This window comes from Actinoplanes teichomyceticus ATCC 31121 (assembly GCF_003711105.1).
Lineage (GTDB): Bacteria > Actinomycetota > Actinomycetes > Mycobacteriales > Micromonosporaceae > Actinoplanes > Actinoplanes teichomyceticus.
Map to the genome: position 1 here is coordinate 1,653,116 of NZ_CP023865.1, position 12,677 is coordinate 1,665,792.

Consider the following 12,677-nt stretch of genomic DNA (forward strand, 5'->3'; position numbering starts at 1 on the left):
GCGGGCGATGGGCCGGGCGGCCGGGCTGGGGCTCGGCGGCGCGATGCTGCTGGCGCTGCTCGCAGGCTGCTCGGCTGAGGACGTCGGGAAGAAGTTCGGCCACTTCGGATGGCCCGGCCCGGGTATCAGTCTGCAGGCGCACAAGATGTACGACCTCTGGATCGCCTCGACGGTCGCGGCCCTGGTGGTCGGCGTCGGCGTCTGGGGCCTGATCTTCTGGTGCGTGATCCGGTACCGCAAGCGTGGCGAAGAGCTGCCCGTGCAGACCCGGTTCAACATGCCGATGGAGGTCCTCTACACGGTCACGCCGGTGCTGATCGTCGCGGTGCTCTTCTACTACACCGCGATCGTCCAGACCGACGTGGACAAGCTCTCGAAGAACCCGGACCAGGTCGTCCAGGTCACCGCGTTCAAGTGGAACTGGGAGTTCGACTACCGCGACGGCATCGGCACCGAGGCGAAGACCGTGGCCTCCACGGTCGGCTCCTCCGACGTCATCCCGATCCTGGTGGTCCCCACCCACGAGAAGATCCGGTTCGAGGAGATCAGCAAGGACGTCATCCACTCGTTCTGGGTGCCGGAGCTGCTGTTCAAGCGGGACGTCATGCCGGGCAACGTGCGCAACGTCTTCGAGGTCACCCTGGACAAGGAGGGCCGCTACGTCGGCCGGTGCGCGGAGCTCTGCGGCACGTACCACGCGTTCATGAACTTCGAGCTGGTGGCGGTCACGTCCGCCGAGTTCGACAAGTTCCTGGCCGCCAAGACGGCCGGGCAGTCGACGCAGGACGCGCTGACCTCGATCGGCAAGGCGCCGTACGCGACGACCACCCAGCCGTTCAACACCCGGCGCCAGACGCACAGCTGGAACCAGTCCGGCGCGACCGAAGCCGCGGGAAAGTAGGGGTTTGACGTGAGGACCGAGTACAAGATCTTCCTCGGGGTCGCCCTGTTCCTGTTCGGCGCGGCCGCCGTCTACGGCTTCTACACCCACGGCACCGGCGACCACGTCGAGTGGGTCGGCACCATCGCGCTGATCCTCTCCGCGCTGCTCTGCTCGATGTGCGGCGGCTTCTTCTGGTTCGTCGCCCGCCGCATCGACCTGCGCCCGGAGGACCGGGAGGACGGCGAGATCGCCGAGGGCGCCGGCGAGCTCGGCTTCTTCAGCCCGGGCAGCTACTGGCCGTTCGGCATCGCGCTCTCCGCCGCGGTCGCCGGCCTCGGCCTGGTGTTCTGGATGTGGTGGCTGCTCGCCGCCGGTCTGATCGCAGTGATCTTCAGCTCCTGCGGGATGCTCTTCGAGTACTACACGAGCACCCGCCAGCCCGCCGAGCACTGATCCGGCCGCACCTCGAAAGCCCGCGCCCCCGTTCGGGGAGCGCGGGCTTTCCGTTGCCCTACGGGCACCCGCCCCGCTCAACATTGGCCCGGCCGGATCCCGGAGCCCGCGCACTCGTCCCGGGAGCGCGGGCTGTCCGCATGTCTGACAACCCCTCCCGGGTACGAGCCGGGGGCCGGCGTCCGCAGGCAGAGCCGAGCCCCGGGGCGGTCGGCGCGCGAGACCGCCGCCGGCCCGGGCCACCCGGGCGCGGCCCGGCGGCCGGGAGGATCGCCGGCGCGGAATGGTGGCCGCGGTCCGCTGTTCGCCTCGTGCGGATGGTGCGGCGCTGTTCGTGTCGGGCGGGGTGGTGCGGCGCTGTTCGCGTCGCACGGGACGGTGCGGCGCTGTTCCCGTCGCACGGGACGGTGCGGCGCTGTTCGTGTCGCGCCGAGGCCGTGCGGCACTGCTCGTGCCGGGCGGGGTCGAGGGCGCTGCCGGCACAGCCGGGCGGTGCCGGGGGAGCACCGATCGGAGCGGAAGCCTCCGTCCCGCGCGGGCACGGTACCCGGTCAGGCGGCGGCGGTGCGCTGCTGCGGGGCGATCCGGCGGGACCCCTGCGGCGCCATCCACAGGTGCACGACGATCGGCGCCACCACCTCGGCGGCCCCGCAACGGGTGCAGACCAGCTCCGGGCAGTCGTCGTCGTGCCCGTCGTCACACGGCGGCGTCTCGAAGAGCATGTCGCCGTCACAGATGACGCAGCGCAATTCGCGTTCGTTCACGGGTTTCTCCTTCGTGCGGAAGGTGGGATTACCCGAATGTCATTCAGACGCTGTCATGTCAATCGGGTGATACCGAGCATTGGCGGCGGCGTGTTGCGGTCTTTTTCCGGATATTTCAGCAACTAGGGCCTCAACCCCGCGCCAAACTCATCCCGCCGGGCGTCAAATTTATGGTTCCGGCCCGTCGCGGCCCAAGTCCGACCCGTCACCAGTGACGGAGCCCATCGTCACCACGGCCGCGCCGGCTACCGCGGAAAGGACTTCGCGGGCCGAAAGGCCCGGCCCCGCCGAGTTGTCCGGCCCGGCTGGGTTGTGCGGCCCGGCCCAGTTGCCCGACCCGGGCGAGCTCCGGCGGCCCGGCTGAGTTGTTCGGCCCGGCCGGCTTGGCGGTATGCGGCCGGGCCGGCGGAGCTCGCCCGGGCGGCTGTGCCGGTCATGTGCGGTGTGGTGGGGCGTGTGGGAGGGCGGCTGTGCGCCGGTGCTCCCGGGCGCGGCAGGCCCGCCGAGTGATGGCCGCGCGCCGGTCATCCGGGTCGCGTCCGGGTCCGCCGGGCCGGACCGCCGGGCGCCGGAGAGGCACGGGGCGATCGGGCTCGGCGGGCGCCCGGAGGTCGTACCGGGAAGGGGTGCTACTCGGCGGCCTTGGCCGCCTGCGCCGCCGCGACCCACCGCTCCAGCAGCGCGGTCGTGGCGCCGGAGTCGATCGCCTCGGCGGCGCGGGCGATGCCCGCCCGCATGGTGTCCCGGAAATCGCCCGGGAAGCCGCTCTGCGCGGTGAACGCGGCGGCCGCGTTGACCAGCACCGCGTCCCGCACCGGGCCGGTCTCCCCGGCGAACACGCGGCGCGCCACGTCGGCGTTGAAGGCCGCGTCGCCGCCCCGCAGCGCGGCCGGTTCGCTGCGCGGCAGGCCCAGCTCGGTGGCGTCGACCAGCATCTCCTCCACCTTGCCGTCGCGGGCCAGCCAGAGGCGGGTGGGCGCGGCGGTGGTGAACTCGTCCAGGCCGTCCTCGCCGCGCATGACCAGGGCGGAATCGCCGCGCATGGCGAACACCCCGGCCATCACCGGGGCCATCCGCGGTTCGAAGCAGCCGACCGCCGCCGACGCCGGCCGCGCCGGGTTGGTCAGCGGGCCCAGCATGTTGAAGAAGGTGGGCACGCCCAGCTCGCGCCGGGTGACCGAGGCGTGCCGCATCCCGGGGTGGTAGCGCGCCGCGAAGCAGAAGCCGATACCGGCCTCGGCGACCGTCCGGCTCACCCCGGCCGGGCCCAGATCGAGCGGGATGCCCAGGTGTTCCAGCAGGTCGGCGGTGCCGGTGGTGGAGGACGCCGAGCGGCTGCCGTGCTTGACCACGGTCACCCCGGCGGAGGCGATGACGATCGCCGCCATGGTGGAGATGTTCACCGTGTTGGCCCGGTCGCCACCGGTGCCGACCACGTCGACCGCGCGGGCGCGGACCTCCGCGGGCAGCTCCACCAGCGTGGCGTTGGCCAGCATCGCCTTCACCAGGCCGGCCAGCTCGGCCGGCGTCTCACCCTTGGCCCGCAGCGCCACGGCGAAACCGGCGATCTGGGCCGGCGTGGCGTTGCCCGCCATGATCTCGCCCATCGCCCAGGCCGTGTCCGCGGCGGCGAGTTCCTCGCCACGCAGCAGGGAGCTCGTCAGGTTCGGCCAGGTGCGTGCGCCCATGCGGGGCCTTTCGTCGGGGGTGGCAACTCGGTCGGTCAGGTGCGGGGCAGGGCGCCCAGCGGCACCGCGCCGGCCCGGCGGGCGCGGAGCAGGCCGGCCACCGTCTGGCCGGTGACGACCGGGTCGAGCGGGGCCAGCAGGGTGGCGTCGACCTGCGAGTAGGCCGCCAGCCACCGGTCCGCGGCACGGGCGATCACCACACAGGTGGGCGGGGGATCCGGGTACTCGTCCTTGGTCTGCCGGGCGATGCCGAGCCCGCCGGCCGGGGTCGCCTCGCCGTCGAGCACCATCAGGTCGATCTCGTACTCGTCGAGCAGCCGGCGGCACTCCTCCCAGGTGGAGGCGTCGGTGAACTCGACGGCGAGGTCGGCCGCCGGACGCGGGCCGATGGCGAGCCGGATCCGGTCGCGCACCGCAGCGTCGTCGCTGTATAGCAGAACGGTGTACTTGGTCGTGGTGGTGTCGCTCATGTTTGTGCCCCACTTCACCTCGGAGGTCCCGCCGATCGTACCGAATCTGTTATCCGGCGTCGGGCTCCGGGCGCGGCGGCTGCTCGCGAGCTGTGATCTTGGCCGCCGCGGCGGCGTCCTCGCTCTCCACCCGGTCCAGGGCACGGTCGATCCGGCGGGCCTCGCGCTCCGACTGGCGTACCCACTGCACCACCAGGATGCCGAGCATCGTGACGCTGACGATCTCGCCGCCGGCCCACAGGATGCCGCCCGCGGTGACCTGGTCGGAGTGCGGATCCATCCAGCTCAGGTGCAGGTTCGGGTACCAGTCGCCGCCGAGCAGCTCCTTGCTCTGCATGATGGTCAGCCCGAGCACCGTGTGGAACGGCACCGACAGCACCATCAGCAACGCGCGGCCCGGGTACGGCCAGCGGTTCGGCAACGGGTCCAGGCCCAGCAGCGGCCAGAAGAACAGGCAGCCGGTGATCAGGAAGTGCACGTGGATGAATTCGTGCAGCCAGGCGTGCTCCAGGGTCTGCCGGTACAGGCCGGTGAAATAGAGGACGAACGGGTTCGCGATGAACAGTCCGAACGCGACCAGCGGAAACGTCAGGACCCGGACGTACCGGCTGTGGACGAACGCGAGCAGCAGCTTGCGCGGCCGCTGGCGCAGCACCCGCAGCGCCAGGGTGGTCGGCGCGCCCAGGGCCAGGAAGATCGGCCCGATCATGGAGAGCACCATGTGCTGCACCATGTGCACCGAGATGAGCGTGGTGTCGTACGCCTCGATGCCGGTCACCGTGACCGCCGCGACCGACCCGAGTCCACCGGCGAGGAAGGCCGCGGTGCGCCCGCCCGGCCAGTGGTCGCCGCGCTGCCGCAGGCGGTGCACCCCGTACAGGTACAGGGCGGCCGAGACCAGCAGTCCCAGCGCGATCAGGCTGACCAGGTTGAACCGGGTGAAGATGGCCGACGCGGTGAACGGTGGAAGGTCAGTATCCCCGGCGGCGTCGGCCAGCAAGGCGATTTCGACTGACTGCACCACTCGAAGCTAGACCTACCGCCTGGTCACCGAATATTCCGGGCTGCCCACAGTGCCGGATTAGGGACCCCGCCTGACCTTGGACCTATGGCGGGGGAATAATGGGCCCGTGACAGCGGCAGCCATCGACAAGAGCCGGATCCACTCGCTGACCAGACCCAACATGGTGAGCGTCGGGACCATCGTGTGGCTCTCCAGCGAGCTCATGTTCTTCGCGGCGTTGTTCGCCATGTACTTCTCCATCCGCGCGGCGGCGCCCGAGCTGTGGGAGAAGCACACCGAGGTGCTGGACATCCCGTACGCGACGACGTTCACGGTGATCCTGGTCCTCTCGTCCGTGACCTGCCAGCTGGGCGTCTTCGCGGCGGAGAAGGGTGACGTGTTCGCGCTGCGGCGCTGGTTCACGGTCACCTTCGTGATGGGTCTGATCTTCGTGCTCGGCCAGGCGAACGAGTACCGCAACCTCATCCACGAGGGCGTCAAGCTCAACGGTGACGGGTACGGATCGATGTTCTACCTGACCACCGGCTTCCACGGCCTGCACGTGACCGGCGGCCTCGTCGCCTTCATCGTCTACATGATCCGCACGACCATGGGCCGGTTCACCCCGGCACAGGCCACGTCGGCCATCGTCGTGTCGTACTACTGGCACTTCGTCGACATCGTGTGGATCGCGCTGTTCGCCATGATCTATTGGCTTCAGTGACCCAGCGCCGCAGGCGAGGATCTCTAACGACACCCAGAGGGACATAGCCCATGACTTCTGACACCCCCGCCCGCAGGCGTTCCCGGGTGTTCTCCCGGCGCGCCGGCGTGCCCAGCCGGGCGCGTCGGCGGCTCGGCGCGGCGGTGCGCATGCTCGCGGCGCTCGCGCTGGCCGGAGGCGTCTACACCGCCTTCACCCCCGGCGCCTTCGCCGAGGACACCACCCAGCTCTCCACAGCCGCGCAGCAGGGCAAGGAGCTCTTCGACAACAGCTGCATCTCCTGCCACGGGCGGGACGGGCAGGGCGTCGAGGGCCGTGGCCCCAGCCTGATCGGCGTCGGCTCGGCCTCCGTCGAGTTCCAGGTGGGCACCGGCCGTATGCCGATGACCCGCCAGGAGGCCCAGGCCGAGCAGAAGAAGCCGCAGTTCACCCCGGACGAGACCAAGCAGCTCGCGCAGTACGTGCAGGAGCTCGGCGGCGGGCCGGAGCTCCCGTCCGGCAGCCTGCAGGCCGATCTGAAGACCAACCCCGAGGCCCTGGCCCGCGGTGGCGAGCTCTTCCGGGTCAACTGCACCTCCTGCCACAGCTTCGGTGGCGCCGGTGGCGCGCTGTCGTCGGGCAAGTTCGCCCCGAGCCTGCACGACGCCACCGAGGAGCAGATCTACGCGGCCATGCTGACCGGCCCGCAGAACATGCCGGTCTTCGGTGACAACCAGATCACGCCGGACGAGAAGCGCGAGATCATCACCTACATCACGCAGCAGGTCCAGGAGGACAAGGACCCGGGCGGCGTGTTCAACCTGGGCCGGTACGGCCCGGCGACCGAGGGTGTGGCGATCTTCCTGTTCGGCATCACGATCCTGGTCTTCACGTCGCTCTGGATTGCGGGGAAGTCATGACGACGGTGCACCACGGCGAGACCGGCGCTCCGGTCGACGTCCACGATCCGAAGCTGACCCGCTTCGACATCGTGAAGGAGGGGCTGCGGCGCGACGACATCGAGATCGTCACGTACGAGTCGCAGTTCCAGGGGCCGAACTCGAAGGCGGAGCGGCGGGTCGTCCGCAACATCGCCACGCTGTTCATGATCTCCGGCCTGTTCGCGCTGGCCTTCCTGGTCTTCTACATCGTCTGGCCGTGGGAGTTCGAGCTCGGCCACACGCTGGGCGACTACTACACCCCGATCCTGGGTGTCAGCCTCGGCCTCGCGCTGTTCCTGCTCGGCATCGCCATCCTGGCCTGGGCCAAGAAGCTGCTGCCGCACGAGCTGTCGATCCAGCAGCGGCACGGCGACCCGTCCAGCGACGAGGACCGGCTGATCACCGGGCAGACCATGATGTACGTCGCGGACGAGCTCGGTGTGCAGCGGCGTCCGCTGCTCAAGGGCGCGATCGGCCTCGGTCTGGCCCCGCTCGGCCTGGCCGCGGCGGCTCCGCTGGTCGGCGGTCTGATCAACGACCCGCACAAGGGCGACCGGCCGATGATGTACCACACCGGCTTCGACCCGGAGGGCAACGGCGGCAAGATGGTCCGGCTGGTCCGCGACGACGGCACGCCGATCCGCCCCTCGGACGTCAGCGCCGGTGGCCAGATGACCGTCTACCCGGGCATCCCGGGCGGCGCCACGAACAAGTACGCCGACTCGCCGACCCTGCTGATCCACCTGCGCTCCGACGACGCCGCCACGACCCGCGCGGCCGCCGACGGCGACCGCCGGAACAAGGGGTCGATGTGGGGCAACTACGTCGCGTACTCGAAGATCTGCACCCACGCCGGCTGCCCGGCCAGCCTGTACGAGCAGCAGACCAACCGCCTGCTCTGCCCGTGCCACCAGTCGCAGTTCCTGATCACCGACAACGCACAGCCGGTCTTCGGTCCCGCCACCCGGCGTCTGCCGATGCTGCCGCTGTCGGTGGACGACGAAGGTTTCTTTGTGGCAACGTCTGACTTCAAGGACACTGTCGGACCCGACTTCTGGGAGCGGCCGTGAAACGCCGAAAGCTTGATCCAGCCGAGGCATCAGCCAATTTCGCCAAGGGCGTCGATGACCGCTTCCAGGCGGCCACCCCGCTCCGGGCCCTCCTGAACAAGGTCTTCCCCGACCACTGGTCGTTCCTGCTCGGTGAGATCGCCCTCTTCTCGTTCATCGTGCTGCTGCTCAGCGGCGTGTTCCTGACCCTCTTCTTCGACCCGTCGATGAAGGAGGTCGCGTACCACGGCGCCTACCCGGCGTTGCGTGGCACCGAGATGTCCGCGGCGTACGAATCCTCCCTGTATCTCTCGTTCGAGGTGCGCGGCGGTCTCTTCATGCGCCAGATGCACCACTGGGCGGCGCTGCTGTTCATGGCGTCGATCGTGGTGCACATGGCCCGGGTGTTCTTCACCGGCGCGTTCCGCAAGCCGCGTGAGATCAACTGGGTGATCGGCGTCCTGCTGTTCCTGCTCGGGTTCTTCGCCGGCTTCACCGGCTACTCTCTGCCGGACGACGGCCTCTCCGGCACGGGTCTCCGCATCGCCTCCGCGATCATGCTGTCCCTCCCGGTCATCGGTACCTGGCTGTCCGCCGCCATCTTCGGCGGGGAGTACCCGGGCGAGCTGATCATCGGTCGGTTCTACATCGCGCACGTGCTGCTCATCCCGGGCATCCTGCTCGCGCTGATCAGCGTCCACCTGGGCATCGTGTTCAAGCAGAAGCACACCCAGTGGCCGGGCCCGCTGCGGACCAACGAGAACGTCGTCGGCGAGCGGATGTTCCCGCGGTACGCGATGAAGCAGGGCGGCTTCTTCATGGCCGTCTTCGGCGTCATCGCCCTGATGGCCGGTCTGTTCCAGATCAACCCGATCTGGCTGTTCGGGCCGTACCGCGCCGCCGAGGTCTCCTCGGCCAGCCAGCCCGACTGGTACGTCATGTTCATGGACGGTCTGGTCCGGCTCATGCCGAACTGGCAGATCTACATCTTCGACTACAGCATTCCGCCGCTGTTCTGGCCGGCCGTGGTGGGCCTGGGCGCGCTGTTCACGCTCCCGATGGCGTACCCGTGGCTGGAAGCCCGGAAGCTGAAGGACACCCGCTCGCACCACCTGCTGGAGCGCCCGCGGGACAACCCGGAGCGCGTCGGCATCGGCATGATGGCGTTCACGTTCTTCATGGTCGCCACCATCTCCGGCGCCAACGACGTCATCGCGGACAAGTTCCACATCAGCCTGAACGCGATGACCTGGGCCGGCCGTATCGGCCTGCTGATCCTGCCGCCGATCGCGTACTACCTGTCGGTGCGCATCTGCCTCGGCCTGCAACAGCACGACCGTGAGGTGCTGGCGCACGGTGTGGAGACGGGCATCATCAAGCGTCTCCCGAACGGCGCGTTCATCGAGGTCCACCAGCCGCTCGGCCCGGTGGACGAGCACGGGCACCCGGTGTCGCTGGACTACGCCGGATGGGTCGTGCCGAAGAAGATGAACAAGCTCGGGGCGCTGGCTCCGGCGGTCAAGGGATTCTTCTTCCCGGTGGAGAAGCCGGCCGAGGCTCCGGTCTCCCCGGCTCCGATCTCCTCCGGAACCAAGCAGGAGGAGCTCTCCTCCAAGCGGTGAGTTCGTGTGACTGATCGGCCCGTCGGCGTTTGCGCCGGCGGGCCGATTGTCATCACGGGGCCGGCTCCGGGACGGACCTCGCGCTCCGGCGTCAGCCGTGCACGGCCCGGACGCGGGCGTCCGCCGGCATGGCTCAGGACCGCGCCGTCTTGCGCGCACGAGCGGGATGTCGCGCGTCCATCGCCTCGGTCAGCCAACGGTGCACCGTCCAGCGCCCGGGCCGAGTTGGGGCTCGTTCACCCCGGCGTGCCGGTCCCAGCCGCTCCACCCGGCCGGCGACCGCCGACAGCACGGCGCTTGCCCTCTCGGCGCGGGCACGGACCCGGCCGCTGCTGCGCCGGGCCATGCTGTCCAGACGGTCCCGGCAGCGGTCCAGCACCGACAGCGGCACGGCCACGAGTACGTTGCCCGGGGGCCGGCGCGAGACGGCGACGTGCGGGCGCGTCGGAGCGGTGCAACGCACCAGCTGCCAGCCCAGGCCCAGGCGCCGCAGCTGCCGCGGCGTCAGTCCGGCCTGCAACCGTGGCAGCAGCATGTCCTCCTCCTCGCGGATGTCCAGCCGCAGCTCCGCGACGACCTCCGCGATGAGGTCGTCACGGCCGGGGGCGCCGGGCGGGGTGCGATCCAACGCCGCGGTCAGCTCGCTGAGCTTCTGATGCCCCTCCTCGATGTGCAGGGTCGTCTCGTCACCGTCGTCCGCGACCGCACGGATCGCCGGCCACACGAGCGTCTCCTCGGCATAGGCGTGCGGGAAGACGAATCGCCACAGGCGCATCAGGATCGCGTCCTGGTCATCGCCGCGCGTGCGATCGAGACGCTGGAGCATCCGCTCCATCCGGCTGTGTTCCTGCCGCATCCGCACCAGGACGCTGCCTGGACCACCCAGCTCCTGCACGGTCTGCGCAGCAATCGACCTCATGCCTGGTCGCCCCCGTTTCTCCGGTCTGCACCGCGGCTACCCGCTGCACGGACGGCATAACGCAGCGAAGTCGCTAACCCGCGGGTGAGCCGGCGCGGAGGGGCATCAGGGCGTCCGGTGACCACCACGGATGCCGCACGATGATCGGAGGGGCCCGTCGGGCCGTCGCGGTGCCGGGCGATCAGCCGGGACGAACGGCGGGGGCGGGCGGTGGAGCGGGGACCGTGTCAGTCGGCGTCGGGCAGGCCGATGGCGAAGGCGTCCTCCAGGTCGTGCTTGGAGTAGGCGCGGAAGGCGATGTGGGACTCGGTGTTGACGACGCCCGGGGTCTTCGAGATGCGGCCGGCGATGACCTCGGCGATGTCGTCGAACTTGGCGACGCGGACGATCGCGATCAGGTCGACGTTGCCGGCCACCGAGTAGACCTCGCTGACGCCCTCCAGCGCGGCGAGCGCCTCGGCTACCTCGGGAATCGCGTCGGTGGCGCAGTCGATATGGACGATCGCGGTATTCACCTGAGGTCTCCTCACCCATGAGGCGGAACATTCCGCGACCATGCTATCCACACCGGTGCCGGCGACGGGCGCGTGCCCGTCAGGGGCCGGGGCGGTGCGGCCGCCGGGGCCGGGAGGGTGCCGGTGAGCGGGTCGTGCGGTCAGGGGGCCGGGGCGGTGCGGCCGCCGGGGCCGGGAGGGTGCCGGTGAGCGGGTCGTGCGGTCAGGGGGCCGGGGCGGTGCGGCCGCCGGGGCCGGGAGGGTGCCGGTGAGCGGATCGTCCGGTCAGGGGGCCGGGACGGTGAGGCCGCCGGGGGCCCGGATGACGCCGGTGAGCGACTCGCCCGGCTCGACCGACGCGCCCGGCCACACCACACAGCGCGTGACGCTGCCGGCCACCCGGGCGCCCGCGCCGATCACCGACTCCACGGCGGTGCCGGTGACCTCGGCCGACGGGTCGATCAGGCCGGCGCCGGCGGCGTGCAGGTTCGCGGTCAGGTAGTCGCCGGGGGTGCCGGTGTCCAGGTAGTAGCCGTCGTACCCGATCAGCTCCAGTTCGCCCTCGGCCTCCGCCGGGCGCCACACGGTGCGTACCAGATTGTCGGCCCGGTCGGGCAGGGCCGCGACGTACCGCCAGGGGATCAGCGAGAAACCCGCGAAGCGGTTTCCGCTGAACCCGCCGGTGGTGCCCGGCAGGCACGGTTTGGTGAGCATCCGTACGGTCTCGCCGGACCAGCCGGTCAGCAACGCCTCGACATCCTTGCCGGGCGGCCGGAGCGGATCGGACAGGTACGCGTCCGCGTTGCCGACCAGCACGCCCCGGCCGCCGATCCAGTCCCGCAGCCGGGCCACCCCACCCGAGGTGCCCAGCGGCCCGTCCGGCTCGACCGACAGGTGCGCGCGACCGGTGGCGTGCGCGACGACCTGATCGGCGAGGTAGGCGGCGTTCACCCCGACCCGGTCCGGCCCGGTCAGCCCGAGCCCGGCCAGCCGGCGCAGCGCGTGATCGAGCAGCGGCAGGTTGCCGACCGGGCAGAGCGCCTTGGGCACCGACTCGGTGAGCGGGCGCAGTCGCCGGCCCTCACCGGCGGCCAGCACGACGCCGCAGACCTCCGGGGCGCTCACGGGGCGGAGTCCCGGTGCGGGGCGGCGTCGGCGGACGGGACCGACGGGGGCAGCTCACCCGCGCTCGGGCCGAGGCCGTAGACGCCGAGCAGGCGCTGGGTCGGCCAGGTGAGCCGGGGCAGATCGTCGAGCGGGAACCAGGCGGCCTCCAACACCTCGCCGCCGTCCACCACCAGCGCGGTGCTCGACGCCGGCACCCAGCCGAACCACACCGTGTCGACATAGCCGCCGCCGGGATGGACGATCGCATTCGGATTGCCGGGGCGCAGGTCACCCGGCTCGATCCGGACGCCGGTCTCCTCGTGCAACTCCCGGGCGGCGCCGACGGCGGGCAGCTCGCCACGCTTGAGCAGACCGGCCGGCAGGCCCCAGGCACGGCCCGGCGGCTGGCGCAGCAGCAGGATCCGCCCCGGCTCGGCGGCCTCCGTGTCGCGGACCAGCGCGACCGCGCCGACCAGATACTTCGGGGAGATCGTCCGGGCCAGGCGGCGGCGCACCGGCAGCGGCAGCCCGTAGAACGCTTGGTATGCCAGGCCGCGCACCTGCCGAGAGATGTTCACGCG

Annotated in this window: 14 protein-coding genes; 6 read left to right on the plus strand and 8 right to left on the minus strand. The window is 70.8% G+C overall.

Features of this window, described 5'->3' with window-relative positions; genetic code table 11:
• The first annotated feature begins 7 nt into the window (after positions 1 to 7).
• Together ctaC and ACTEI_RS07575 are read left to right on the plus strand one after the other, a co-directional pair.
• The gene (gene ctaC, locus ACTEI_RS07570; protein WP_122976990.1) at positions 8 to 901 is read left to right on the plus strand and encodes an aa3-type cytochrome oxidase subunit II; all 894 of its coding nucleotides are present in this window, start codon (positions 8 to 10) and stop codon (positions 899 to 901) included.
• A gap of 9 nt (positions 902 to 910) precedes the next feature.
• Complete coding sequence (locus ACTEI_RS07575) at positions 911 to 1,336, plus strand: cytochrome c oxidase subunit 4 (RefSeq protein ID WP_122976991.1); 426 nt, start codon at positions 911 to 913, stop codon at positions 1,334 to 1,336.
• Between the two features lie 551 nt (positions 1,337 to 1,887).
• Here ACTEI_RS07575 and ACTEI_RS07580 read toward each other — a convergent pair.
• The 4 genes from ACTEI_RS07580 to ACTEI_RS07595 form a co-directional block, all read right to left on the minus strand.
• Positions 1,888 to 2,100: a hypothetical protein gene (locus ACTEI_RS07580; protein WP_122976992.1), complete on the minus strand. Its 213-nt coding sequence runs from the start codon at positions 2,098 to 2,100 to the stop codon at positions 1,888 to 1,890.
• 629 nt (positions 2,101 to 2,729) lie between these two features.
• Positions 2,730 to 3,788, minus strand: a complete 1,059-nt coding sequence (gene trpD, locus ACTEI_RS07585; protein WP_122976993.1) for an anthranilate phosphoribosyltransferase — start codon at positions 3,786 to 3,788, stop codon at positions 2,730 to 2,732.
• Positions 3,789 to 3,823: 35 nt separating this feature from the next.
• Positions 3,824 to 4,258 carry a hypothetical protein gene (locus ACTEI_RS07590; RefSeq protein WP_122976994.1) on the minus strand — a complete coding sequence of 145 codons (435 nt, stop codon included), beginning with the start codon at positions 4,256 to 4,258 and terminating at the stop codon, positions 3,824 to 3,826.
• Between the two features lie 49 nt (positions 4,259 to 4,307).
• A complete protein-coding gene (locus ACTEI_RS07595) occupies positions 4,308 to 5,279 on the minus strand; it encodes a cytochrome c oxidase assembly protein (protein ID WP_122981974.1) in 972 nt (323 codons plus the stop codon).
• Between the two features lie 109 nt (positions 5,280 to 5,388).
• Here ACTEI_RS07595 and ctaE point away from each other — a divergent pair, with 109 nt between their 5' ends.
• From ctaE to qcrB, 4 genes are read left to right on the plus strand one after another with little or no spacing between them, the layout of a single operon-like run.
• Positions 5,389 to 5,985 carry an aa3-type cytochrome oxidase subunit III gene (gene ctaE / locus ACTEI_RS07600; protein WP_122976995.1) on the plus strand — a complete coding sequence of 199 codons (597 nt, stop codon included), beginning with the start codon at positions 5,389 to 5,391 and terminating at the stop codon, positions 5,983 to 5,985.
• Positions 5,986 to 6,035: 50 nt separating this feature from the next.
• Positions 6,036 to 6,884, plus strand: a complete 849-nt coding sequence (gene qcrC, locus ACTEI_RS07605) for a cytochrome bc1 complex diheme cytochrome c subunit (RefSeq protein WP_122976996.1) — start codon at positions 6,036 to 6,038, stop codon at positions 6,882 to 6,884.
• Positions 6,881 to 7,975 carry a cytochrome bc1 complex Rieske iron-sulfur subunit gene (gene qcrA / locus ACTEI_RS07610; RefSeq protein ID WP_122976997.1) on the plus strand — a complete coding sequence of 365 codons (1,095 nt, stop codon included), beginning with the start codon at positions 6,881 to 6,883 and terminating at the stop codon, positions 7,973 to 7,975. The genes qcrC and qcrA overlap by 4 nt, the downstream gene beginning before the upstream one ends.
• Complete coding sequence (qcrB, locus tag ACTEI_RS07615; RefSeq protein WP_122976998.1) at positions 7,972 to 9,576, plus strand: cytochrome bc1 complex cytochrome b subunit; 1,605 nt, start codon at positions 7,972 to 7,974, stop codon at positions 9,574 to 9,576. Before qcrA ends, qcrB begins: the two co-directional genes overlap by 4 nt.
• A gap of 133 nt (positions 9,577 to 9,709) precedes the next feature.
• Here the strand turns inward: qcrB and ACTEI_RS07620 are convergent, their stop codons facing one another.
• The 4 genes from ACTEI_RS07620 to ACTEI_RS07635 form a co-directional block, all read right to left on the minus strand.
• A complete protein-coding gene (locus tag ACTEI_RS07620; protein ID WP_122976999.1) occupies positions 9,710 to 10,495 on the minus strand; it encodes a hemerythrin domain-containing protein in 786 nt (261 codons plus the stop codon).
• A 227-nt stretch (positions 10,496 to 10,722) separates the two neighbouring features.
• Positions 10,723 to 11,010, minus strand: a complete 288-nt coding sequence (locus tag ACTEI_RS07625) for an Lrp/AsnC family transcriptional regulator (RefSeq protein WP_122977000.1) — start codon at positions 11,008 to 11,010, stop codon at positions 10,723 to 10,725.
• 264 nt (positions 11,011 to 11,274) lie between these two features.
• Positions 11,275 to 12,114, minus strand: a complete 840-nt coding sequence (locus tag ACTEI_RS07630; RefSeq protein ID WP_122977001.1) for a sugar phosphate nucleotidyltransferase — start codon at positions 12,112 to 12,114, stop codon at positions 11,275 to 11,277.
• Positions 12,111 to 12,674 carry an NUDIX domain-containing protein gene (locus tag ACTEI_RS07635; protein WP_122977002.1) on the minus strand — a complete coding sequence of 188 codons (564 nt, stop codon included), beginning with the start codon at positions 12,672 to 12,674 and terminating at the stop codon, positions 12,111 to 12,113. The genes ACTEI_RS07630 and ACTEI_RS07635 overlap by 4 nt, the downstream gene beginning before the upstream one ends.
• Positions 12,675 to 12,677: the final 3 nt, after the last annotated feature.